Origin of the sequence: Pseudomonas sp. MAG733B (assembly GCF_036884845.1) — a bacterium.
Taxonomy (GTDB): Bacteria; Pseudomonadota; Gammaproteobacteria; order Pseudomonadales; family Pseudomonadaceae; genus Aquipseudomonas.
Genome location: NZ_CP145732.1, coordinates 3,827,524 through 3,851,113, shown reverse-complemented (window position 1 = coordinate 3,851,113; position 23,590 = coordinate 3,827,524). Strand labels below are relative to the sequence as shown.

Sequence of the window (23,590 nt, the reverse complement as noted above, 5' to 3'; positions counted from 1 at the left end):
GAACCCACGGAGCATGCGTACGACGTCCAAAAGAACGTCCGGTGGAAGGAGCTGCAATCTCGCAATTTTGCTCCTCGCCGACCGGTAAAAAACAGGAGATCGTGGACCAATTTAGCGGGATCACCGACATGCCTGGCATCCTCGCCGCCCTCGAACTCTATGATCGCGATGAACTGAATCAGGTCGAGCAACTATTGGTAAACGTCTTGCCCGAAGGCAGGCAGGTCTGCACACCAGCCACCCTGATCATCAGCCATATTCTGATGGCGCGCGTTGCCCTGGCACACGGCGACTGCGAAACCTGGCAGCGTTTTCTGGTGGAACTTGAGCGGTTCGGGCAACAGTCCGGCTCTCTGCGCATCCAGTGTTCCGCCTGGCTGGAACGAGCCCGCGTGGCAACCTTGAGGAAGCATTTGGATGTGGCGCAACTGGCCTTGCGCTCGGCGCAAAGTGTCAGCGCCTGGGAGCCATTTGAAGGACGGTGGCCCGCTGGCGAAGTCGACAATCTACTGATCGCCTACCAGCGCTTGCGTATTGCCCAGGGCAATTACAACGCTGCCGTCGAAGACTTGCTCGTGGCAATCGGCAATGCTCAGGCTAATCAGCCTCTGCGCCTGCAAATCAAACTGCATCTGTTGTTGGCCATGGCTCAGGACGGTCGTAAATGCTCGCGGCTGGCGATGCAGGCGTTTGGTCAGGCGTTGCGTCTGGCTGGCGATGAGGGTTTGTTGCGCAGTTTTATCGATGAGGGTGAGCCTGTGGCTGCGCTGTTGCGACGCTGGGTCAGCCGTCGATGTGGCCAAGGTGATCAGGCCATCAATCCGCAGTTCGTAGCTCAATTGCTGCAGCGGCTGGGTATTGGCAACCGTTCCACAGCGTTGACCGAGAGGGAAACACAGGTGCTGCAACTGTTGGCGTTCGGTCATCGCAACCGGGTGATTGCGCAAAGAATGTTCCTCAGCGAATGCACGGTAAAAACCCATCTGCACAGAATCAACGTCAAGCTGGGTGCCCGCAGTCGTTCCCAGGCACTGGCCATTGCCCGTTTTAATGGATGGCTGGAGTGACCGGTTCTCCAGACCACCCGCGTGGCCTGGAGAATAACGGACAGTCGCTTAGCGGATACCGGCGTTACGCAAAGCGGCCGGGGTGAAGTCAGTCACGGTCGGCTGGTAGCTGTAGTCAGTGCCGCGTTTGTTTTCGTTACCCAGGTTGGAGATCACGTAGCGCCCCGCCAGCAAATCGTAGATACCGATCCCCGCATACACGGCCACACCTTGCTGATAGTCATTGACCACATGACCTTCACTGACTCGCCACAACTGGCCGCGACCATCGTACTGATCGATTTCCACCGCCGCCCAGGTGTCTTCGTCGAAGTACATGTGGCGTTTGGCGTAGATGTGACGCTCACCCGGCTTCAGCGTGCCCTCCACTTCCCATACCCGGTGCAGCTCATAGCGGGTCAGGTCCTGGTTGATGTGGCCGGGTTTGATGATGTCGGCGTACTTGAGCTTCGGTGATTGCAGCGCGTAGCTGTTGTAGGGAACGTAGATTTCTTTTTTGCCGATCAGCTTCCAGTCGTAGCGGTCCGGCGCGCCGTTGTACATGTCGGCGTTGTCGGCGACGCGCAGACCGTCGGCGGCGGTGCCCGGCCCGTCGTAGGCCACTTGCGGAGCACGCCGTACGCGTCGTTGGCCAGCGTTGTAAGCCCAGGCCATGCGAGGTTGCTTGACTTGATCCAGCGTCTCGTGGATGAGCAAAACGCTACCGGCCATGCGCGCGGGTGCGGTCACGGTCTGCTTGGCGAAAAACAGGATATTGGCATTGTCCTCAGGCTTGGCGTCCGCCATCTTCCACGGCAAACCAGCAGCAATTTCAATGTCGACAATGGTGTAGTCACCGTTGACTTGCGGCGTGGCCTGGGCCTGTCGGTTGATGAAGTTGGTGCCGCGTGAACGGGTCAGGTGATTCCACACCACCTCCAGGCCATTCTTCGGAATCGGAAAGGCGTAGTAGTGCGACTGCTCGAAGTTTTTCAGCGCGTAGCCGTCATTGATCGCCTCGGTGGTCATCGCACTTTTTTTCGCCGCGTCGTAGACCGCTTGCGGCGCCGATGCCGTGCGCTGGGTCTTGTACACCGGAATCCTGTAGGTCGCGGGGTAACGCTGGAACATCGCCAGTTGCCCGGCCGTCAGCTTGTCCTTGTATTGCGAAGCGGTGGCGGCGGTGATCACGAACTGCGGCTTTTCGCCTTCGAACGGGTTGCCGAGAAAATCGTTGGTCATCGGCGCGGCGCCCGGTTTCAAACCACCGGTCCAGGCGGGAATAGTACCGCTGGCATTACCAGCCTTTTCACCGCCCAGCGGTGTCAGGGTGGTGCCCAGTTTTGCCGCTTCTTCCGCTGACACGGCGGCCATGATGCTGGTGGACAGCAGACTCAGCGCCAGGGTGCCGCAGGCAACAAGAATGATTTTTTTCATGGTCTCGATCCTTTGCTGTTGGGCTATCAGAAGTTCACGCCGACGCTGAGCGCAACGTAGTCGCGGTCGCCGTTGGTATTGAAATGGCCGCCGAAGAAATCCGTGTAGCTGAGACTGGCGGTGTAGAGGTTGGCGTAGTCCGCATCCAGCCCCAGGCTGACGGCCTTCAGGCCTTCTTCGAAGTTCGGGCCGTTGCCATCGACGTCATGGGACCAGGCGATGTTCGGCGCCAGGTTGACCCCGGCGAACACGTTCGGGTAATCCAGTCGGCCGCGCAGGCGATAGCCCCAGGAATCGGTGGTGTAGAAACCGTGGCTGTTGCATTCCTGCTGCGGGTTGCTTGGACGGGTGACGCCCGCAGCAGCGCCCGGAACCTGGCTCGGAGCCCCGGCACAGGTCTGTGGACCGGTCGCGCCCGGCCCCGCTCCGGTGGCCAGTGCGCCGGCACCAAATATCGTGCTGCGGCCAAAGCGCAGGTTGCTGCCGTCGGCATCGCCCAGGCCGTTGATGCGGTTGTAGCCGACCTCTCCCACCAGCGTCAGGCGACTGGCGCCCATGACCTGGTCGAAGAACTGCGTGGCAGTGAGTTGGGTTTGCAGCACCGGCATCCGCTCATAGCCATGAAGCGGCGCGCCGGCGACGTTTTGCGATTGGCCGGCAATGAACAACGGTGCGTTCTTGTTACCCGTTGCCGCCAGGTTCAGGTCAGCGCCGTTGAGTTGCAGCGGCATGTTCGGCCGATAGCTGATTTCACCACCCAGCGAAGTGCCGGCCAGGTTGGTCGCGAAGCTCAGCCCGTAGAGGCGGATGTCTTCGGGATAGACCACGTGGTAGCTCGCGGTGCGGATCGAGTTGATCGCGCCCGGAACGGTTGCAGCGCCCGCGCCGGTGTTGGCGGTCAATGTGGCCCGAGTGAAATCAAGGTTGGGGTTGCGGCTGTGATAGTTGAGAAAATAGGCCCCGAACTCGGTGTCGTTCAGCTCTGCGGCGAACCAGCGCAACGCCACGCCGAACTGGCCGCCATCACGGGCATCCTTGGTTTTGGTGCGTGGCACGTAGGCGTCATCCACGCCGCCGCCCTGCGCCGCCGTGCCGGCCACTGCCAGACCCGAGCGGCTGTTACTCGCCACCCCTGGCGGCAGGTCGAGGCCGGCAATCACCGCGCGGTCGTTACAGCCTTCAGGCGTCACGTCGTTGCCGAAGAAGGTGCCGCAGTTGTCGATCACCGACGGCGCCCATTCGATCTGGTAGAACGCTTCGGCGGTGACGTTTTCCGACAGGCCCTGCGAGACATACAGCATGTTGACCGGGATCAACCCCTCCTTGACCTCGGCACCCGGCCGGCGCAGCGCTGCCACGTCGATCGGGTTGATGCTGTTGATTGAGTTGCCGATGAACGTACTCTCACCCCAGCTCACCACCTGCTTACCCAGACGCACGTTGCCCTGCAACTCGTCGAGTGTGTAGTTGTGGTAGACGAAACTGTCGAGAAACATCGCCCCGGACGACTTCGCCGCACGCTGGCGGCCGTGGTCGTCGATGTCGTAGAAAGGACGGCTTTCGTCCATCAGTTCGAAGTCATACCAATATTTGCCGCGCACAAAAGCGCCGCTGTCGCCGTACTTCAACTCCAGGTCGTGTACGCCCTTGAATATCTTCGAGAAGGTTTCGCCCTTCTTGAAATTCAGCCGATTATCGTCGTTGGTTCGGGACGAGGCGCCCCCCCGAACGCCTTGTGAGTTGAAGTTGGAAATGAAGTCCGGATCAGGTCCGCGCACGGCCCAACTGGCACCTACCGAGAGCGATGAATCGAAACTGCCCTCAATCTCCCCTACGCTGAAATTTACTGCGCAAGCCTGCGTGCTAATCCCCAGGGCGACTGCTGCTGCCAGCAACTGCGGCTGAAAGATTGCGCGCTTTGTTGTTTTTGTCATGCGGCTCTCCGAAATACTACGGGTGTGTTGGAGCCGTCACGATAGGGACCGGACGCGTGCTCGGGACATTCCCTGATGGGGTGATTTCGGATTACCCGTGTGGGTGATTACCGGTTTGCCATCGATACAAGAAGTAACGCTGCCTGCGCTTTTGACGAAAGCATCGACGTTTCAATCGAAAGGGGTATTGCCGGTAATGGCAGCGCTGCGGATTCTTGCGCGCAGTAACCAATCATTAATCAGCACGCTGTGCAGTCGGCGCGGGGTTGTTGCCCTGCGGTCCGGGAGAGTGAAATGTCGCAGTCCCTTACAACCGTTGCCCAGCAGGCCTGCATTCCGGTCAGCCTCACGCCCTCCCCCTCAACCCGGCTCTTGGCGCGTAGCCACCTCGTGGCGCTGATGCTTGAAAAACCGCAACGCCTGCGCTTGCTCTGTGCGCCCGTGGGCTATGGCAAGACCTCGCTGATCCGCCAATGCATCGCTCGATCCGTGCCTGCGCCGCTCGTACTGCAACTCAATCTGGCCGGGCAAGCTCTTTCACTGTCGCGGTTTTGCACGTGCATCGCCGAGCAGCTTGGCGATCACCCGCATCCGGTCGACACAGGTCCCGCGCTGCTGAGTTTGCTGGAGGGACTGAAAGCGCCCTGCGCGCTGATCCTCGACGATTATCCCACCGGGACCGATACCGAGCTCGACGCGTGGATCGACCACTTGCTCTTGCACTCACCTGCGCCCATTCAACTGTGGGTCAGTTGCCGGCAACGTCCGGCATGGAACCTGCCGCGCCTGTTGCTTGAAGGCGAACTGCGGGAGCTCGATACCCAGGCCCTCGCCCTTTCCCGTGAGGAGTCCGACGATCTCGTTCGATTGATTGCACCGGCGAAGTTTGGCGCGGACCTTGAGGCTATCTGGCGGCAGACTCTGGGCTGGTGCGCCGGCATACGTTTATTGCTCACCGATACGCGGATGTTATGCGACTACCTCGAGCGAGAATTGCTGTCACACCTGAGTGCAGAGGAACGCCGCCTGCTGGGGGGGCTGGCGCATCTGCCACGGTTCAGCGAAAGCCTGTGCGCGGACCTGTGGGAGGAACTTGACGACAAGACGTGCGTGCGCCGATTGCTGCTTTCGCAGGCGTTCTTCCAGCCACTGGACAGCAATGGCCAATGGTATTGCATGCTGCCGGCCGTGGCGCAGGCATTACGGGGAACGAACGACCTGACCGAACTGAACCGATTACGCCTGCGCGCCTGTCGGGGATTGAGCGCGTCGGGGTACATCGAGGATGCCATCGACCTCGCGTTGAGTGCCAACCGCCCGGACGTGGCGGCCAACTACATGACCCGCCTTAACCCGAGCTGGCTCCTGGCCGAGCGCAATCTGTCGCGCCTGCTCGACTGGCGCCATCAGTTGCCCGTGAGCTTGTCGTTGAGTACGCCGCAACTGGTGGCGCTCAATGCCTGCGCGCTGATGATGAACACACGACTGGATGAGGCACAGACCTGCACGGAGCAGTTGAGTCGCTTCCTGCCACAACCCACGGCAGAACAGAACCGCCGTTTGCTGGCCGTGTGGCAAGCGTTGTGGGGCACGATCCATGGCCTTTTGGGCAATTGCACCCTGGCCACGGAGTATTGCCGTGCTGCGCAGGAACAACTGGGCGAGGATGATCAGCCTGTGTCGTTCGTGTGCACGGTCATCCTTGCACGGCTGGCCATGAGCACGGGCGAAACCCTTCAAGCTCAACAGATCCTGATGCTCGCGATCGAACAGGCCCGACGCCAGGGCAGCCTGGTCAGAGAAGTGCAGACCAACATCCAGCGCATCTGCCTGATGATTCTCTGTGGAGAAAGCGACCTCGCCGAACGTCTGTTGCAAGAGAACCTCTTGCTGTTGCGGGCCGATGGCAATCGGCATGTGATGTTGCTCGGGCGATTGTTGGTGCTGCAGGGCAAGTTGCATCTGCAACGAGGTGAAGTGGACAGTGGCGAGTGTGTCCTGAGCCAGGCCCTGCAAGTCATTCCCGATCATGGGCTGACGCTGCTGCAAGCGCTGATGGGTCTCTCGGACGTCTGTGCCTGCCGGGGTGATTTCCAGCGCGCCTTCGCTTTCCTGCAGGACGCCGAACGTCGAATGCAGTGTGCCAATGTCCAGGAAAGCAGCTATCGCGGGGTACTCAATCTGCAGACCTTGAGTGTCCTGATCCATCAGAAAAACTGGAAGCAGGCGCTGCTCATGGCGCAGATGATCGAGCAATATTTGCGGGGCTCCGCCGCACGGCTGACGAGCATTCATGAGCCTTCGCTGGCCGTGCACAGTCAGATGCTGCTGGCCATTGCCGAACACGGTAACGGGCAAACCCGGGATGCTGCGAGGCGTCTGGAGACAGCGTTGCGCGAATGTCGGCGTCTGAATTTTCACGGACTTCAGGCCAAGGCACTGCGCCTGCTGGACGGCCTCACACAAGCGTCACAAGAATCGCCACCTGCCCGTCAGCCGTCGCCCAATGCCGGTTCGTTCAATCTGCTGGTCAGCGAAGCGCGGACGTCGCAGCCGGGCAAACCGCTGATCGGTCCCGCGAATCATGAAAAGCTCACCGGGCGCGAGTTCGCCGTGCTGGAGCTGCTGGCCGAAGGCTTCTCAAACCGGGAGATCAGCGAGCGTCTGTACATCTCGACCAACACGGTCAAGGCGCACATCAAACACATCAACAGCAAACTGGGGGTGACCCGACGGGCTCAGGCCGTGATGCGCGCCAGGGCGACGGGAGTATTGGTGTGAAGGTTTGTGCGGTTCATCCAGTAGCCCTCGTGCCCTGGCGATTGCGGCGGCTTCGACCTGGCCGTGGGCACCGAGCTTGCGATAGATATTGCGCAGGTGCGCTTTTACCGTGTGCCCGGAAAGCCGCAAGGTTTCGGCGATGGCACTTATCTGAAGGCCCAGTGCGACCAGCCTGACAACCTGATGTTCGCGCTCGGTAAGGGCTGCGCTGCCCGTGACAGGAAAACGCTTGAGCAGATCGCCAATAAACCCCGGCACGATTGCCGACTCGCCGCCTCTCACCTGAAACGCCCAGCGTTGCAACAGCATGGCAAGGCCAGCACCCTCTTCGACAAAGGTGCTGCGCCACCCCTCCTCGCTGGCGAATGGCAACACCCCACTCAATTCCGCCATTGCCGCAGCGTGCCGCCCCATGCCGTCGAGGGCTAAAGCCAGGAGCAAGCGCAGTTTGAGTTTGCGGCGCAAACGTCCGCGCTGTTGTGCTTGATCAATCGCCGGGTGCAGCGCCCGAGTCGCCTCTTCAAAACGCCCTTGGGCGATGTGCAGGCGTACGCGTGCGACGGTCGGCGTGTCGACATCGTTGGCAAAGTTGAGCGCATTCGCCTGGCCCCAATCAGCGTTTCGGTCCACTTGAGCCAACGCCTGGGCGGCGACATCGATACGACCATGCAACGTCGCGATCCGCGCACGCTCGATCCAGACCGAGCATTGGATGCGTCGGCATGCCCTCTCACGCCCGGTTTGCTCCAGCGCTGCGAGGTGACCATGACAGCTGGAAACTTCACCTTGCGACCAAGCGATACGGGCCAGAAGGATTCGGCTGACGATCAGCGTATCCGCTGAACTGTCGTCAGTGATGTCGCGCAGGTTTTGCTTGAGCAACCGCCGTGCCTGATCCAGCGAACCACTCTCGTACAGCACAAGGGCATGAACCGCTTGTTGCTCGACGCCCACCAGCGCGCAACCCGTGGAAAAACACTCCAGGCGGATACGCGCCGTTGCCAGTGAGCCCTGCGTCAGGTCGATGAGGCTTTCCATGGCCGTCAAGGCAGGATTGACGCAGTCGTCACCCTGCTGCGCGGCAAGCTCGATGGCCTGCGATAACCAACGCCTTGCGTCGTTGAAACGCCCGAGGGCAAACAGGCTATCGGCCAGGGAAATGGCTTCGGCGATTTCCAGAAACTACGACTGCCAGACGGCGGCGAGGTCGTTGCTATCGAGAGCCGCCAAGACTTGGGCGGTGTGCGCGCCGCGTGTCGGAATCGCCCCCGGCGTCGCGACCTGGCCATCGAAACGCGGTGCCGGGCTGGCTTGCAGCATTCCGTCGCGCTCGAAGTACACGCCTCGTTCGACCATATGCGGATGTTGCGAGGCTTCACGCGGGCTCAGCACCGGCGCAAAGCACACATCGGTGCCTTCGAGCAGATCGCACCAGTGCGCGCGCGGCTGGCTGGCAAACGTATCGGCCAGCAGCCCACGCAGCTCTTCCCAACGCTTCACATCCCATTGTTTGGCGAAACGCGGATCGTCCTGCAAACCCAGTTTTTGCAGCAGCAGCGCGTAGAACTGCGGCTCCATCGAGCCCAGTGCCACGTATTGGTCATCGGCGCAGCGATAAGTGGCGTAGAAGTGCGAACCATCGTGGACGCTCTTGCCGCGCTGCTCATTGAGCAGACCACGGCGGGTCAGTGACATCATCAGCTGCATCATGTGCGCCGAGCCGTCGACGATGGCGGCGTCGACGACGGTGCCCTTGCCGGTCTGCCGGGCACTGAGGACACCGGCCAGCACACCGACCGCCAGGTACAACGCGCCACCGCCAATGTCGCCGATCAGGGTGATCGGCGATGAAGGCGCTTCCCCAGCCGTGCCGCTGTGGTACAGCGCACCCGAGAGTGCGATGTAGTTGTTGTCGTGGCCGGCGGCGCTGGCCATCGGGCCGTTCTGGCCCCAACCGGTCATGCGTCCATAAACCAGTCTTGGATTGCGCGCCTGGCATTCCTGCGGACCGAGGCCAAGTCGCTCCATGACACCGGGGCGCATGCCTTCGATCACGACGTCGGCGCTTTCGATGAGCTTCAGGACCGCTTCGCGCCCTTCAGGGCTTTTCAGGTCGGCCACCACCGAGCGTTTGCCCCGGTTCAGCGGGTTGGCCGGAGCGTTGGCTTCGCCGGTGATCGAGATGGATTCTGCGCGCTCCACGGCGATGACATCTGCGCCCAGATCGGCCAGGTGCATGGCACAGAACGGCCCCGGGCCGATGCCACAGATTTCCACGATTTTGATACCTGACAGCATGTGTTTTTTTCCTTGTTCGTCGTGAGCTGACACAGGGGGCGCGATCGCCTGCGATGCGCGAAGCATGGCCAGTACGCTAGCAGAGCACCCACCCCGAACATGCCCCCCGGCATGGGGGGCTATAGGTCGAAAAAAGGATCGCTACTCTGGATCTTCCTCCGCAGGCAATAACAACAAAACAAAGGAAGACAACATGTTTGCTCTACGTCCGCACTGGGCCCTACTGGCGACATGCCTGACAGTCCCGGCATTTGCCACTGCCAATGGCCACATCGCACCGGCCAACCCTTATCTGGCGCAGTCCTACAACAACCAGACGCACTGGAACGACGGCGCGTCCGACAGCACCGGCATTGCCGTGCCACGCGGTTCCTACAAGATGACGCCGGACGCCTACCGTGTATTGCCCAACGAATCGGGCAGCCTGGTGCAGTACACCGACAAGGTCGGCGATACCGACATGTACTGGTTCTGGGCCGGGTTTTCGCTGCGCAAGGTGAAGGTCGAAGACGACTTCAAGTTCACTGAAGTGGCCCGCGTCGACCTGCCGGTGAAATTGCCTAACTACCAGCCGATCACGCCTGAACAACGTCTTCAGCAAGCTGCCGAGACCCGCAAGTTTCTCGAAGTCAAGGACGAGAAAGGCCTGCTGGAATACATGAATGCGCAACCCAACCGCATGCTGACCGGCACCACCGATCAGCTGGTTGGCGGCGCAATCTATTCGCTGTTGACCCGCGATGACGCCTTCATCGGCGCCAGTGCGCGCCGGGTGTTCCGCATTGATCAGAACGACCACAAAGACCCGCAGTCGGGTATGAAGCTCACCCAAGAGGTGCAGCTGCCAGAAGAACTGTTCAACAATGAAAAGACCAAGAACGGCATCGGCGTACCAATGGATGCCACCTTCGGCATGGGCATGACGCTCAATGGCTACCTGGTGATCAACACCATGGGCGGCACCGTCGCTACCCTCGATCGCAACACCCTGAAGCTGATCGACAGCTACCGCGTGGAAGGCAGCGACGAACTGTTCCTCAACTCGTTCGCCACCGGACCGGAAGTCAACGGCGGCGCGGTGTACGTCGCTTCCAACCAGAACATGTACCGACTGGTGGTCGACAAACAGGGCAGGATCCACGCCGACGACGCCAGCGGTGCCTGGAAAGCCCCTTACGAGCGCGGGCCGCGTTTCACTTCGATCAAGATCGCCGACGGCACCGGTTCCACCCCAACCTTGATGGGCTACGGCCCCGATGAAGACAAACTGGTGGTGTTCACCGACGGCGCGAAAAAGATGAACCTGGTCGCCATGTGGCGCGACAAGATTCCGGCGGGCTGGAAGCAAAAGCCTGGCACCCTGTCGCCGCGCGTGGCTGACCAGCGTGAAGTCGACATGGGTATGAACATCCCGACCGTGCAGTCGGAACAATCGGTGGCGGTCTATGACGGTCACGCCTTTGTGGTCAACAACATCCCTGCCGTGGAAAAACCTGTGCTGTCCCGGTCCGGCTACTACGTGACCATGCTCAACGGCATGACCCGCCCTGCCCCGAGCGGCGTGGCGATGCTCAAGTGGGACAGCGCCAAGGACCAGTGGAACCCGCTGTGGACCCGTACCGATGTGGGTTCGATCTCGATCGTGCCAATGATCAGCGGTGGCAGCCACATGGCCTTGATCAATGGCTTCTATTCCGACCGATTGGGTGAAGGTTTCCACATCGGCATGGACCTCGACACCGGCAAGACCGTGCTCGAAATCGCGACCGGCAGCGACCCGGTGTTCAACGGCATGTACGCGCCGATGAAGGTCGATAAACAGGGTCGGCTGATGTATGGCATGGCGTTTGGTTTGGTGTTGATGGACACCAACCGCATGCAGAAGGTTGATCAGGTTGCCAAGAGCGAGTAACTCGATGGAGGGATGGTCCTGACGCTCATCGCGTCCCTTCATGTAGGAGCGAGCCTGCTCGCTCCTACGGAGTACGCCGGCCCTCATCGAGGGCCGGCGTTTTTTATGGCTTTTGCCTACATCTTTTGCAGAAACTGCCGTCTTGTAGGCAACTCGCCCGGGATCTATTGTCTTTCCACCGCCAGTATCAGCGGCAAGAGGTTTCCGTTAGAGAGCAAACATCCCTGTTCCTGAAACGGAAGCACAAAAAAGGAGCGGTTGACGCTATCGGCAACCTCATCTAGTCTGCCCCCATCCCGCCCAAGGCAGTACGCCGTCCTAATCATCCAGGACGTGCCGACACCTTGGGCGTTTTGCTATCAGGAAGAAAGCATGTCCACAGCAGTACTGGTTGACGGCGCCTACTTCATCAAGCGCTTTCGAAGGATCGAACCCCAAAACGCATTCAATGCCGAGCGTGCCGCAGACCTTGTTCACCGATGGGCGATGGCCCACTTATCAAGCAAAATTGTCGCTCGCCCCAATGGGCAAAATCAGTCGCTACAACAACGGCATCGCAAAGAGCTTTATCGAATTTTTTTCTACGACTGCCCACCGCTGGAAACCAGGCAGCACAATCCGATCAGCAAGAAAGCCGTGGACTTCTCTAAGTCCAGGGAGGCGATGTTTCGCAAGGACCTCCACGCGCGGCTGCGGAGTAAGCGCAAAGTGGCATTGCGGCTTGGACACCTGTCGAAAGATACGAAATGGACCATCAAGGCGGCAAAAATAGCCGACCTGCTTAAAGGCAAAATCCTGCTCGCAGACCTGACGGAGCAAGACGTCAGCATAGACACGCGACAAAAAGGCGTTGATATGAGAATTGGCGTTGACGTAGCGTCGCTGTCATTCAAAAAACAGGTGGATCAGATCGTGCTGATCGCTGGCGACGCAGACTTTGTACCGGCAGCAAAGTTGGCCCGGCGTGAAGGCATTGATTTTGTGCTAGACCCGATGTGGCAAAGCATCCCTGAAAGCCTGATGGAACACATCGACGGGTTACGTTCGACGTGCCCAAAACCACCATCCCGAGTAAAGGAAGACAAGGCGGAAATCACTGCACGCCTTGTCTGAGGCTTGGGAGCCTGCTCGCGATGGCGGTGTGTCAGCGACGTTAATGTTGATTGACATGACGCCATCGCGAGCAAGCTCGGCTCCTACAGGTTTGTGGTGAACCATAAAAAACCGGGCGCAAGGCCCGGCAAAATAAGGAGCTCGGTTAGGCGGTGCATCCTGTCAGGCATGCCCCGCCGAATGAATCAGGCTCGGCCGTACAGCGTCACCACGCAAGCACCGCCCAGACCCAGGTTGTGTGCCAGCGCCACATTGACGCCTTCCACCTGACGCTTGTCAGCGCTGCCACGCAGTTGATGGGTCAGCTCGTAGCATTGCGCCAAACCGGTCGCGCCCAACGGATGCCCCTTTGACAGCAGGCCACCGGACGGGTTGGTCACCACTTGGCCACCGTAGGTGTTTTTACCGTCGAGGATGAACTGCTCGGCGCCGCCGACATCGCACAGGCCCAGGGATTCGTAGGTCAGCAGTTCGTTGTGGGCAAAGCAGTCGTGCATTTCGGCGACGCGGATGTCCAGCGGGTCGACGCCGGCCTTCTCGTACACTTCCCGGGCGGCCCGTTGGGCCATGTCGAAACCGACGACTTCGATCATCGAGCGGGTCTCGAAGCAAACCGGTTTGTCAGTGGTCAACGACTGGGCAAGGATCACCACGTCGGTGCGCAAACCATGTTTCTTGGCGAAAGCTTCGGAGCAGATGATCGCTGCCGCAGCACCGCAAGTCGGTGGGCACGCCATCAAGCGAGTCATCACCCCGGGCCAGATCAGTTGATCGTTCATCACGTCTTCGGTGGTCACCACTTTGCGGAACAGCGCCAGTGGATTATTGGCCGCGTGACGGCTGGCCTTGGCGCGGATCGCGGCGAAGGTGCTCATCTGGGTACCGTACTTCTGCATGTGCTCGCGACCGGCGCCGCCGAACATCCGCAGGGCACTCGGGATATCCACGTCGGCGGTCAGTTCGTCGATCACCGACTGGGTCATGTGTGTGGTGGCGCGCGGGCGGTCGTCCCAGTTGCCTTTCAGGGCGCCGGGCTGCATCTGCTCGAAACCGAACGCCAGCGCGCAGTCGACCGCACCGCTTTCCACGGCCTGGCGCGCGAGGAACAGTGCGCTGGAGCCAGTGGCGCAGTTGTTGTTGACGTTGATCACCGGAATGCCGCTCATGCCCACTTCATAAAGGGCCGCCTGACCGCTGGTGGAGTCCCCGTAAACGTATCCGGCATAAGCTTGCTGCACCAGTTTGTAATCCAGACCCGCATCTTGCAGGGCCAGGCGAATCGCCTCGGAGCCCATTTCGATGTAGGTGCCACTGGTGCCAGGCTTGACGAACGGGATCATGCCGACGCCGGCAACGTAAGGTTTTTGCGGCATTACTTTTCTCCAGATTCAGTTAAAAAAGCAGTACAAAGAGCCGTTCGCCCTCGAGCGAGGACGAATGGCAGTGACTCGGATGGCTTAGCGAATACCGGCGTTGCGCAGTGCGGCCGGAGTGAAATCATTCATGGTCGGCTGGTAGGCGTAGTCGGTGCCACGCTTGTTCTCATTGCCCAGGTTCGACACCAGATACCGCCCGGCGATCAGGTCATAGATGCCCATGGCTGCGTAGGTGGCGACGCCCTGCTGGTAATCATTGACCAGGTAACCTTCGCTGACCCGCCACAGCTGGCCGCGACCGTCGTACTGGTCGATTTCCACGGCAGCCCAGGTGTCCTCGTCGATGTACATGTGGCGCTTGGCGTAAATGTGGCGTTGGCCAGGCTTGAGGGTGCCCTCCACTTCCCACACGCGATGCAGTTCATAGCGCGTCAGGTCCTGGTTGATATGGCCAGGCTTGATGATGTCGGCGTACTTCAGCTTCGGCGATTGCAGCAGGTAGTTGTTGTAGGGAACGTAGACTTCCTTCTTGCCGATCAGCTTCCAGTCATAGCGATCCGGTGCGCCGTTGTACATGTCGGCGTTGTCGGCGACGCGCATCCCGTCGGCGGCGGTGCCCGGTCCGTCATAGGCCACTTGCGGGGCACGACGCACGCGGCGCTGGCCCGCGTTGTAGGCCCAGGCCATGCGCGGTTCCTTGACCTGATCAAGGGTTTCGTGAATCAACAGCACACTGCCGGCCATACGCGCCGGCGCAGTCACCGTCTGCTTGGCATAGAACAGAATGTTGGCGCTTTCATCTGGCTTGGCGTCCGACATCTTCCACGGAAACCCGGTCTCGATTTCGATCTGCACCAAGGTGTAATCGCCGTTGACTTGCGGGGTAGCCTGGACCTGGCGATTGATATAGCTGTTGCCGTGGGAACGGGTCAGATGGTTCCACACCACTTCCAGGCCGTTCTTGGGAATCGGGAACGCGTAGTAGCGCGACTGCTCGAAGTTCTTCAACGAATAACCGTCATTGGCCGCTTCGGTGGTTACCGCGCTTTTTTTCACCGCGTCGTACACCGCTTGCGGTGCCGATGCCGTGCGCTGGCTCTTGTACACCGGGATTTTGTAGCTGTCCGGGTAGCGCTGGAACATCGCCAGTTGCCCGGCGGTGAGCTTGTCCTTGTACTGCGCGACGTTGGCGGCCGTGATCACGAACTGTGGTTTTTCGCCTTCGAACGGGTTGCCGAGAAAGTCATTCTGCATCGGCGCGGCACCGGGTTTAAGGCCACCGGTCCAGGCGGGAATGGTGCCGCTGGCATTGCCGGCCTTTTCCCCGCCAAGCGGCGTGAGCGTGGTGCCCAATTGCGCCGCTTCTTGCGGGGAAACGGCCGCCATCACGCTGGAGGCAATCAGGGTCAGGGTCAATGTGCAGGCTTTGATCAGAGTGCTGGATTTCATTTTTATTTTCTCCGTCTGATGGATGTCAGAAGTTCACGCCGAAGCTGAGGGCGACATAGTCGCGATCAGTGTTGGTATTCCACTTTCCGCCGAAGTAATCGGTGTAACTGAGGCTCGCGGTGTAGGTGTTCATGTAGTCGGCATCCACGCCGAGGCTGATCGCCTTGTTGCCTTCCTCGAAGTTCGGGCCGACGCCATCGACGTCATGGGACCAGGCCACGTTGGGCGACAGGTTGATGCCGGCGAACACGTTGGGGTATTCGAGCTTCCCGCGCAGGCGGTAGCCCCACGAGTCGGTGGTGTAGAAACCGTGGCTGTTGCATTCCTGCTGCGGGTTGCTCGGGCGGGTGGCGCCGGGCTGACCGGGAACCGGCGTGTTCTGCCCGACGCAGACCGCCTGATTGACCAGTTGCCCGGCGCCGAACACGGAGTTGCGGCCAAAACGCTCTTCAGTACCGTCACTGGAGCCCAGGCCGTTGATGCGGTTGTAACCGACCTCGCCCACCAGCGTCAGACGCTCGGCGCCGAGGACCTGATCGAAGAATTGCGTGGCCGTCATCTGCGCCTGCAACACCGGCATGCGCTTGTAGCCATCGACGGCTGCCCCGGCGACATTGGCGGACTGACCGCTGACGAACAACGGTGACGCAGCGTTGCCCACGGCGGCCAGGTTGATGTCGGCGCCGTTGAGGTTCAACGGCATGTTCGGCCGAAAACTCAGCTCGCCGCCCAGCGAAGTGCCGAGCACGTTGGTGGCGAAACTCAAGCCGTACAGGCGCACGTCCTCGGGATAGACCACGTTGTAACTGGCACTGCGAATCGCGGCCACAGCGTTGGCCGTACTGGTCGCACGGGTAAAGTTCAGGCTTGGGTTGCGACTGTGGTAATTCATTGCATAAACACCGAACTCGGTGTCGTTCAGCTCTGCGGCGAACCAGCGCAACGCCAGGCCGAACTGGCCGCTGTCACGGGCATCCTTGGTCTTGGTGCGCGGAATGTAGGCATCGTCGAGCAGCCCGGGTGTGCCGGTGTTATTGGCCACGCCGGGCGGCAGATCAAGGCCCGCCAGCACGGCGCGGTCATTACAGCCTTCCGGCGTCACGTCGTTGCCGAAGAAGGTGCCGCAGTTGTCGATCACCGACGGTGCCCATTCGATCTGATAGAAGGCTTCGGCGGTAACGTTTTCCGACAGGCCCTGCGAGACGTACAGCATGTTCACCGGAATCAGCCCTTCCTTGACCTCGGCGCCGGGACGACGCAGCGCTGCCACGTCGATCGGGTTGATGCTGTTGATCGAGTTGCCGATGAAGGTGCTTTCGCCCCAACTCACCACCTGCTTGCCCAGGCGAACGTTGCCCTGCAAATCGTCGAGGGTGTAGTTGTGATAGACGAAGCTGTCGAGGAACATCGCCCCGGACGACTTCGCCGCACGCTGGCGGCCATGATCATCGACGTCGTAGAACGGACGGCTCTCGTCCATCAGCTCGAAGTCGTACCAGTATTTGCCGCGCACGAAAGCACCGCTGTCGCCGTACTTCAACTCCAGGTCGTGCACCCCCTTGAAGATCTTCGAGAAGGTTTCGCCCTTCTTGAAATTCAGGCGGTTATCGTCATTGGTCCGCGACGACGCATTGCCTCGGGTTCCCTGCGAGTTGAAGTTGGAAATGAAGTCCGGGTCGGGGCCGCGAACGGCCCAGCTGGCGCCGACCGATAATGCGGAATCGAAACTGCCTTCGATTTCGCCGATGCTGAAATCCTTGGCAAAAGCCTGTGGGGTAACTGCGGCTGCGACGGCGACTGCCAGCAGATGTGGGTAGCAAGCTCCACGCAATCTCGTAATGCTCATGCGTCCTCCGATGGTTTTGGCGCAAGGAAACCCGACCGTTCTCAACGATGCGGCACGGATTCCGGTATTAAAAAATGGCGCGGCCGAACCGACCGCGCGGCAGTTGGGTTCAGGCGATCGTGCGTTGCTGGTTTTCCCAGAAGGGTTTGCGCAGTTCGGTCTTCAGCACTTTGCCGACGCTGGTCAGCGGCAGTGTTTCGCGGAATTCGACGCTGCGCGGCACCTTGTAGCCGGCGATCAGTTCACGGCAATGGGCAATGATCTGCTCGTGAGTAGCGCTGGCACCGGGCTTGAGGATGATCACTGCGTGAACGGTCTCGCCCCATTTCTGGCAGGGAATGCCGATCACTGCGCTTTGCGCCACGGCCGGATGGCTGCCGATGGCTGCCTCGACTTCACCGCAGTAAACGTTTTCGCCACCGCTGACCACCATGTCCTTGAGGCGGTCACAGATGTAGATGAAACCGTCATCGTCCATGTAGCCGCCATCACCGGTGTGCATCCAGCCACCGCGTAGCGCCTCGGCGGTAGCTTCCGGCTTCTTCCAGTAACCGAGCATCACGTTGGGACCGCGCACGATGATTTCGCCTACGGTGCCACGCGGTACTTCTTTGTCATTGGCGTCGACGATGCGAATTTCCACGCAGATGGCTGGCATCCCGGCGGAATACATCTTGCCGTTGGCCTGGTACTCGGCGCTGTGATACTCGGCAGGAAGCGTCGCGGCCACCGGGGCCAGTTCGGTCATGCCGTAACCCTGGGAGAAACTGGCGTTGGTGAACACGGCGCGGGCACGATCGAGCAGTGCCGGGGTGATGGTCGAGGCGCCATAACCAATCATTCGTAACGAACTGACGTCGAGTGCCTGCCCGTGTGCTTCGCGCCAGTCCAGCAGCATCTGGATCATGGTCGGTGCCAGCAGAATCTCGTTGACTTTTTCCTGGTCAATGGCCTCCAGCACACCCTGCGGTGTGAAGGTCTGCAAGATCGCGTGGGTGCCACCGGTGATGAACAGCCCGGTGATCGCGGCGAAGTCGGCCAGGTGGAACATCGGCATTGCATGCAGGAACACCGTGCCTAAGCCGAGGCGACCCTGGGACAAGGAATTGAGTGCCGAAAAAGCCACGTTGTTGTGGCTGAGCATCACACCTTTGGGGTGGCCGGTGGTGCCGCCGGTATAGAAAATCCCGAGCAGCGAATCACCACCGCGACGCGCGTCCTCCACCGGTTCGCTGATGGCGATCAGCGACTCGTAATTGAGCATGCCGCGTGGGGTTTCGCCGTCGCCGGCATAAATCACCAGACGTACGGTTTTGGCTTCTTCAAGCACCCGGGCGCCGAGTTCCTTATGGTGATCGTCGACGATCAGGATGGTGGTTTCCGAGTCGTCCAGCGAATAGATAATTTCGGCCGCACTCCAGCGGAAATTCACCGGATTGACTACGGCATCGGCCCACGGTACTGCCTGGTAATACTCGAGAAAGCGCGCGCAGTTGAACGCCAGCATCGCCACGCGATCACCGCTGGCGACATCCAGGCCCTTGAGTGCACCGGCCAGGCGAGCAACACGGTCGCCGAACTCGGCATAGGTGATCTCGCGGCCCTGGAAACGGACCGCGATGGCATTGGGGCGTTGCTGCAGATGACGGTGCAGCCCTTGAGTGATGTACATGAAAACTCCAAATTGCTTTTTTATTATTCAATCGATTTGGAACTATCGACGCCTCGGACAGCGCTGCGCCGGTTAGAGCGACCGCGCCACGACCTCGCGCTGAATCTCGTTGGAGCCGCCGTAGATGCGTGCAACGCGGGCGTCGGCCCACATCCGTCCGATCGGGTATTCGTTCATGTAGCCGTAGCCGCCAAACAGTTGCAGGCAACGGTCGAGCACTTCGCCCTGGCGTTCGGTCAACCAGAACTTGCCCATCGACGCCAGCGTGGTGTCGAGGGTGCCGTCGATCCAGCGCTGGACGATCAGGTCAATGAAGGTTTTCGCCGCCAGCACGGTTGCTTTCACATCGGCGAGCACGAAGCGGCTGTTCTGGAAATCAATGACCGGTTTGCCGAAGGCCTTGCGGTCCTTGGTGTATTCCACGGTCAGGCGCAGGGCGCGCTCCATCACCGCGACGGCACCGACGCCAATCTGCGCCCGCTCGTACGGCAACTGGCTCATCAACGTGTAGAAACCGCGACCTTCGACTTCGCCGAGCAGGCAGTCGGCTGGCACTTCGACGTCGTCGAAGAACATCTCCGAAGTATCCTGGGCGTGCATGCCGACCTTGCTCAGCAGCTTGCCGCGACGGAAACCCGGCGTGTTGGTGTCGACCATGAACAGCGAGACACCCTTGGCGCCCTGGCTGATATCGGTCTTGGCGATCACCAGCACCATGTCGCAGGTCTGGCCGTTGCTGATGAAGGTCTTGGCACCGTTGATGACGTACTTGTCGCCCTGCTTCACTGCGCGGGTGCGTACCGATTGCAGGTCGGAACCGGCACCCGGCTCGGTCATGGCGATGGCGCAAATGGTTTCGCCGGAGCCGATCTTCGGCAGCCAGTGTTTCTTCTGCGCTTCAGTGCCCGATTCAAGGATGTAGTGCGCGACGATGTGGCTCAGACCAATGCCCAAGCCACTGCCATTGCCGTTCATTGCCTGAATCACACAAACGTAGTGACCGATGCTGCCACCGGCACCGCCGTACTCTTCCGGTACGTCGGGCAGGATCAGGCCCAGTTCGCCAGCCTTGAGCCAAGCTGAACGGTCCGCGTGGTGCTGCTCGCGCCACTTCAATTCGTTCGGCTCCATGTATTCCTTGGCGAAGCGCTGGACCATGTCATTGAACGGTTCCAGGTCTTCGGTCATCCAGGGAGAGCGGTAGTTTTCCAGCATTGCAAATACCTCGGGTTCTGAGGCCTGTTGACCGTTGAAGGTCAACAGGCGCGATACATCATTGGGCGCAATTAGAAGTTCGAGCCTGGGCCACCGCCGCAGTACAGGACCTGCCCGGAGCAGAAGTCAGCTTCCGGCAGGCAGAGCATCACTACGGCGCCTGCGGCTTCTTCCGGCTTGCCTGGACGACCCAGTGCAATGCTGCGGCTGGCGCCTTCGATCATTGCCTGCTGGACGCCGACCTTGATCTCACGACCTTCGATGTTCACGGTCTTGCTCTCGTCGCCCGCCAGGGCCTGGGTCAGGCGGGTTTCGATCAGGCCGAAAGCCACGGCGTTGACGTTGACCTTCAGGCGGCCCCACTCTTTGGACAGGGTCTTGGTCAGGCCCAGAATGCCCGCCTTGCCCGAGGAATAGTTGGACTGGCCGACGTTGCCGCCCGCCGCGCCGGAGGAGATGTTCACTACCTTGCGCAGCACTTCACGGCCTTCGGCGGCTTCTTTCTTGGCCAGGGCGCTGATCACCGGTTGGGCGGCGCGCAGGATGCGGAACGGCGCCGTCAGGTGGCAGTCGATGATCGCGTACCACTGCTCGTCGCTCATCTTCTGGATCACGTTGTCCCAGGTGAAACCGGCGTTGTTGATGATGATGTCGATCGAGCCGTAGCTCTTGACGGCGGTCTGCACAAAACGGTCAGCGAAGTCCGGCGCGGTGACGCTGCCGACGCAAGCCACGGCGTCACCGCCAGCGGCGCGGATCTCGGCGACCACTTCGTCAGCCGGTTCGGCGTCCAGGTCGTTGACCACGACTTTGGCGCCGTAAGCGGCCAGTTGCAGCGCGACTTCGCGACCGATGCCACGGCCCGAGCCAGTAACCAGAGCAACTTTGCCTTCAAGCTTTTTCATGTGTCTTTTTCCTGCGAAATAGGGGTAAGGAGTTCAGGCCAGGGCGACGACGGCTTCGCCGGCGAGTTTTTCTTCGCCGTACTGGTTGCCGCAACGAATCGCCAGGCGCACACGCTTCTCGCCGTTCTCTTCGAACTTTTCGGTGATGGTTCCGGTGCAGGTCGGGATGTGCCCCAGATGCGTGATGCCGGTGAAGCGGATCGACAGGCTGCGTACTTGCTGCTGCGGTACCCATTGGGTCAGCAGGCGGCCGAGGTAAGCGGCCGACAACATGCCGTGGGCAAACACGTCGGGCATGCGCGACTTGCGCGCAAAATCGATGTCAACGTGGATCGGGTTGTGATCGCCCGAAGCGCCGCAGTACAGCGCCAGGGTGGTGCGGTTGACCGGCTGCAATTTCAGCAACGGGATCACGTCGCCAATCTGGATATCGGAAAACTGCGCGTGGGTGGTGTTAGAGAGGGTCATCGACAATTCCTCAACGCTGGACGAGGGACGAGCGGACATCGGCGATGTGCACGCCGTCCTGGTTGGTCACACGCGACTCCATGACCACGAATTGCAGGGCGCCGCCCTTCTTCTCGTACACATCGGAAATGTGTGCGTCGAAGGTCAGCACGTCACCGGCGTAGGCCATGCCGTGAAAAACGAAGGACTGTTCGGCGTGCAGGATGCGGCCGAGGTCGAAATTCACCAGTTTCAGGAAAGCGGCCAGGTCACGACCCTCGCCTTCCAGGCACTTGAGAAACGTCGGTGGCACGGGCAACGCCTTATGCCCGGCTGCCAAGGCGGCGGCCTCATTGGTGTAGACCGGATCGGTTTCGCCAATGGCCTTGGCAAAAAAACGCAGGCGACCCTTCTCGACATCGACGCTGAATGTATCGAGCTTGTGCCCGATCAGGCTTTTGTCAGCCATTTGTCTCACTCCTCTTGTTGTTATGCGCGCCCGGTCGAGGGCGCGCCGGGGTTCAGTTCAATTGCGTCCGTACAGGGTGATGACGCAGGCGCCACCCAGGCCGAGGTTGTGCTGCAAGGCGATGTTCAAGTCTTCGACCTGGCGCTTGTCGGCGGTACCGCGCAATTGATGGGTCAGCTCGTAGCACTGGGCCAGGCCGGTGGCGCCCAACGGGTGACCCTTGGAAAGCAGGCCACCGGACGGATTGGTCACCACCTGGCCGCCGTAGGTGTTGTCGCCATCGAGGACGAACTGCTCGCCACCACCGACGGCGCACAGCCCGAGGCCTTCGTAGGTCAGCAATTCGTTGTGGGCGAAGCAGTCATGCAGTTCGACGGCACGCACGTCCTGCGGGCCGACGCCTGCCTGCTCGTAGACCATCTGCGCGCCGCGCTGGGTCATGTGAAAACCGGCATAGGCAATCATCGAAGGCGGATCGAACGACTCCACCGGATCGGTCACCAGCGACTGCGCGAGGATCACCACGTCGCTGCGCAGCCCATGCTTCTTGGCGAATGCCGGCGAACAAATGATCGCCGCCGCCGCGCCGCAGGTCGGAGGACACGCCATCAGACGCGTCATTACGCCCGGCCACATGACCTGATCGTTCATCACGTCTTCAGTACTCAGGATATTCTTGAACAACGCCAGCGGATTGTTCGACGCATGACGGCTGGCCTTGGCGCGGATGGCGGCGAAGGTTTCCATGCGGGTGCCGTACTTCTGCATGTGCTCGCGACCGGCACCGCCGAAGGTTTTCAGGGCACGCGGCAGGTCGACGTCGCGGGTCAGGTCTTCCATGACGTGGACGAAATTGGCGCGGGTCTGTGGGCGGTCATCCCAGTGCGACTTGAGCGCACCGGCCTGCATCTGTTCGAAACCCAGTGCCAGCACGCAGTCGGCCTGACCGCTCTGTACGGCAGCACGGGCCAGGTACAAGGCGGTAGAACCGGTGGAGCAATTGTTGTTGACGTTGACGATCGGGATCGCCGTGCGCCCCACTTCATAGAGTGCCGTCTGGCCGCAGGTGGAATCGCCATAGACATAACCGGCAAAGGCCATCTGCACCTTGTCATAGTCGATGCCGGCATCTTTCAGCGCCAGGCGCACCGCCGCGGCTCCCATGTCGGTGTAGCTGGGGCTTGCACCCGGCTTCGAGAAGGGAATCATGCCGACCCCGGCAACTACGGCTTTTTCACTCATGGATGAATTTCCTTTGGCGTACACGTTCAGTTGTCGTACCCGCCGGCCGGCTGGTTTTCGTTGGCATTCATCCTAGGTTTGCGCACAAGTGCGCTTCGACCGTCGAAGGGATGAAGTTGGGGAGATAGCGAGAGGCGTTCGAAGGAACGGTTGGAGGGAGTAGCGGTAGGTGATTGGGGGTTTGATCGTGGGCATATCCATTGTTGCGGTAACGGCGGCTTATGGTTCCGCTCTTACAGCGGGTCACTTTCGAAGAGCCGGAATGCCGGCCCAGACGAAAGTAACCAAAGCGCTTTGCCCCTTTCGTTCGGTGCCTCGCTGTGGCTCGGCATGCCCTCGCTCCGGTCCTGCTCCGTGGGCCCGCCGCCATCGGCCATCCATGGCCGGGGGCGGCTAACCCGGCATCCTTGCCGGGTTGCCCACTGCGCAGAACCTGCGCTCGGCCTCA

The 23,590-nt window shown here is 60.5% G+C and carries 16 protein-coding genes and 1 pseudogene; 4 read left to right on the top strand and 13 right to left on the bottom strand.

Annotation, left to right across the window (positions count from 1 at the left end):
- Positions 1–101: 101 nt before the first annotated feature.
- The gene (locus V6Z53_RS17640) at positions 102–1,067 is read left to right on the top strand and encodes a LuxR C-terminal-related transcriptional regulator (protein WP_338580889.1); all 966 of its coding nucleotides are present in this window, start codon (positions 102–104) and stop codon (positions 1,065–1,067) included.
- Positions 1,068–1,115: 48 nt separating this feature from the next.
- Here the strand turns inward: V6Z53_RS17640 and V6Z53_RS17635 are convergent, their stop codons facing one another.
- The gene (locus tag V6Z53_RS17635; protein ID WP_338580887.1) at positions 1,116–2,483 is read right to left on the bottom strand and encodes a DUF1329 domain-containing protein; all 1,368 of its coding nucleotides are present in this window, start codon (positions 2,481–2,483) and stop codon (positions 1,116–1,118) included.
- A gap of 26 nt (positions 2,484–2,509) precedes the next feature.
- A complete protein-coding gene (locus V6Z53_RS17630; RefSeq protein ID WP_338580886.1) occupies positions 2,510–4,417 on the bottom strand; it encodes a DUF1302 domain-containing protein in 1,908 nt (635 codons plus the stop codon).
- Between the two features lie 294 nt (positions 4,418–4,711).
- Here V6Z53_RS17630 and V6Z53_RS17625 point away from each other — a divergent pair, with 294 nt between their 5' ends.
- On the top strand, positions 4,712–7,198 hold the full coding sequence (locus tag V6Z53_RS17625) for a LuxR C-terminal-related transcriptional regulator (RefSeq protein ID WP_338580885.1): 2,487 nt from the start codon (positions 4,712–4,714) through the stop codon (positions 7,196–7,198).
- Between the two features lie 96 nt (positions 7,199–7,294).
- On the opposite strand, the pseudogene V6Z53_RS17620 reads toward V6Z53_RS17625, so the two are convergent.
- Positions 7,295–8,341, bottom strand: a pseudogene (locus V6Z53_RS17620) (LuxR C-terminal-related transcriptional regulator); the annotation flags it as partial.
- Positions 8,342–8,380: 39 nt separating this feature from the next.
- Positions 8,381–9,496: a CaiB/BaiF CoA-transferase family protein gene (locus V6Z53_RS17615; protein ID WP_338580884.1), complete on the bottom strand. Its 1,116-nt coding sequence runs from the start codon at positions 9,494–9,496 to the stop codon at positions 8,381–8,383.
- Positions 9,497–9,689: 193 nt separating this feature from the next.
- On the opposite strand from V6Z53_RS17615, the gene V6Z53_RS17610 reads away from it, so the two are divergent.
- Together V6Z53_RS17610 and V6Z53_RS17605 are read left to right on the top strand one after the other, a co-directional pair.
- A complete protein-coding gene (locus tag V6Z53_RS17610; RefSeq protein ID WP_338580883.1) occupies positions 9,690–11,408 on the top strand; it encodes a hypothetical protein in 1,719 nt (572 codons plus the stop codon).
- A gap of 372 nt (positions 11,409–11,780) precedes the next feature.
- Complete coding sequence (locus tag V6Z53_RS17605) at positions 11,781–12,521, top strand: NYN domain-containing protein (RefSeq protein ID WP_338580882.1); 741 nt, start codon at positions 11,781–11,783, stop codon at positions 12,519–12,521.
- 185 nt (positions 12,522–12,706) lie between these two features.
- Here the strand turns inward: V6Z53_RS17605 and V6Z53_RS17600 are convergent, their stop codons facing one another.
- From V6Z53_RS17600 to V6Z53_RS17560, 9 genes are all read right to left on the bottom strand, one after another.
- Positions 12,707–13,894, bottom strand: coding sequence for a lipid-transfer protein (locus V6Z53_RS17600; protein ID WP_338580881.1), 1,188 nt, complete (start codon positions 13,892–13,894; stop codon positions 12,707–12,709).
- A gap of 84 nt (positions 13,895–13,978) precedes the next feature.
- Positions 13,979–15,346, bottom strand: a complete 1,368-nt coding sequence (locus tag V6Z53_RS17595) for a DUF1329 domain-containing protein (RefSeq protein WP_338580880.1) — start codon at positions 15,344–15,346, stop codon at positions 13,979–13,981.
- Positions 15,347–15,371: 25 nt separating this feature from the next.
- Entirely contained in the window at positions 15,372–17,192 is a 1,821-nt protein-coding gene (locus V6Z53_RS17590; protein ID WP_338580879.1) for a DUF1302 domain-containing protein, read from the bottom strand.
- Positions 17,193–17,301: 109 nt separating this feature from the next.
- Positions 17,302–18,864, bottom strand: coding sequence for a long-chain-fatty-acid--CoA ligase (locus V6Z53_RS17585; protein WP_338580878.1), 1,563 nt, complete (start codon positions 18,862–18,864; stop codon positions 17,302–17,304).
- A gap of 72 nt (positions 18,865–18,936) precedes the next feature.
- Entirely contained in the window at positions 18,937–20,079 is a 1,143-nt protein-coding gene (locus V6Z53_RS17580) for an acyl-CoA dehydrogenase family protein (RefSeq protein ID WP_338580877.1), read from the bottom strand.
- 71 nt (positions 20,080–20,150) lie between these two features.
- Complete coding sequence (locus tag V6Z53_RS17575) at positions 20,151–20,984, bottom strand: SDR family NAD(P)-dependent oxidoreductase (protein ID WP_338580876.1); 834 nt, start codon at positions 20,982–20,984, stop codon at positions 20,151–20,153.
- A gap of 33 nt (positions 20,985–21,017) precedes the next feature.
- On the bottom strand, positions 21,018–21,452 hold the full coding sequence (locus V6Z53_RS17570; protein ID WP_338580875.1) for a MaoC family dehydratase: 435 nt from the start codon (positions 21,450–21,452) through the stop codon (positions 21,018–21,020).
- A 10-nt stretch (positions 21,453–21,462) separates the two neighbouring features.
- Positions 21,463–21,900, bottom strand: coding sequence for a MaoC family dehydratase N-terminal domain-containing protein (locus V6Z53_RS17565; RefSeq protein WP_338580874.1), 438 nt, complete (start codon positions 21,898–21,900; stop codon positions 21,463–21,465).
- A gap of 57 nt (positions 21,901–21,957) precedes the next feature.
- Positions 21,958–23,142: a lipid-transfer protein gene (locus V6Z53_RS17560; protein WP_338580873.1), complete on the bottom strand. Its 1,185-nt coding sequence runs from the start codon at positions 23,140–23,142 to the stop codon at positions 21,958–21,960.
- Positions 23,143–23,590: the final 448 nt, after the last annotated feature.